Below are 1,307 nucleotides of genomic sequence, written 5' to 3'. Positions count from 1 at the left end.
TGTCCCGTCCTGAATAAGGTTTACACCTTCTGACTTCTTTTCAGGAAGGTGTAATGGATACAGGCACGAAGCGCAGTCAGCGTGATTACACGCTGGCTTTTAAATTGTCGGTCGTCGACCAGGTCGAAAAAGGCGAGTTGAGTTATAAAGAGGCTCAGCGGCGCTACGGAATTCAGGGTCGGTCGACGGTGTTGGTATGGTTACGCAAGCATGGTCGCCAAGACTGGAGCCAAGGCGCCTCCATTCGCTCCCAGAGGATCAGACCTATGGACGAGCCAACCTTGCCATTGACTCCCGAGCAAAGAATCAAAGAACTCGAGGAACAACTGGCGCTGGCAAACCAGAAAGCCCAATTCTTTGAAGCTGTGGTCGATGTTCTGAAGAACGACTACGGCGTATCTGTCGTAAAAAAGCGACCCGGCAAGTCGTTGCGCAAACCCAAACCCTGAGTGTCAGCAGGGCTTGCCAATTTATGGGGATTAGCCGTCAGGCCTATTACAAACGCAACCGGGTCTACAGGGCTCGGGCCGACCAGGATCAGCAGCTCATAACGTTTGTACAGCAGATCCGTGCCCGCCAACCGTGCATTGGCACTCGCAAGCTGCATTCGATGATGCACGCGCAGCGTGAGCAGCAGGAGCTCCATGTTGGCCGGGATCGTTTGTTTGCGGTTTTGCGGGAACGCCGCCAGTTGGTCTGCAAAAAACGGGCGTATCACAAGACGACCGACAGTCATCATCGCTTCCGCCGACACCCCAATCTACTGAAGCCAAGCCCGGAACAAATAGTCGCTACCGGCCCAGAACAGGTCTGGGTGGCTGATATTACGTACCTGCCTACCCGTGATGGCGTTGCCTATTTGAGTTTGGTGACGGATGCCTTTTCTAGAAAAATAGTCGGCTATCACGTGCATGAAAGTCTGCATACCCACTCTGTGGTGCAAGCTTTTCGGATGGCTTTAAAGCGGCGTCGAAGCGTTCAGAGGCTAGTCCACCACTCGGATCGAGGCGCACAGTACTGCTCGGCCCTTTATCAAAACGTACACGCAAAACATGGCATCACTTGCTCAATGACGGACGGTTACGACTGCTACCAGAACGCCTTGGCAGAGCGGGTCAATGGCATCTTGAAAACAGAGTTCTTGGTCCACCGACCCGCGGATCTGACGCAGGCCGCACAGATGGTGCGGGAGGCGATCAGGATCTACAACCAGGAGCGGCCGCACCTGTCTTTAAAATACAAAACGCCCGATGCGGTGCATCGGGCGTTAGGGTGAAGCGGGTGTAAACCTATTTCAGGACTAGACA

Annotated in this window: 1 protein-coding gene; it reads left to right on the top strand. The window is 54.0% G+C overall.

Features of this window, described 5'->3' with window-relative positions:
* Nucleotides 1-53 precede the first annotated feature (53 nt).
* A protein-coding gene (locus ACM110_RS29960; RefSeq protein WP_416130623.1) for an IS3 family transposase occupies nt 54-1,276 on the top strand; the annotation gives its coding sequence in 2 pieces (ribosomal slippage) (nt 54-405 and nt 405-1,276; 1,224 coding nt in all).
* Nucleotides 1,277-1,307: the final 31 nt, after the last annotated feature.

This window comes from Pseudomonas sp. NFX98 (assembly GCF_047784845.1).
Lineage (GTDB): Bacteria > Pseudomonadota > Gammaproteobacteria > Pseudomonadales > Pseudomonadaceae > Aquipseudomonas.
The sequence above is the reverse complement of the archived record's forward strand: the minus strand, read 5'-3'. Positions and strand labels throughout refer to the sequence as shown.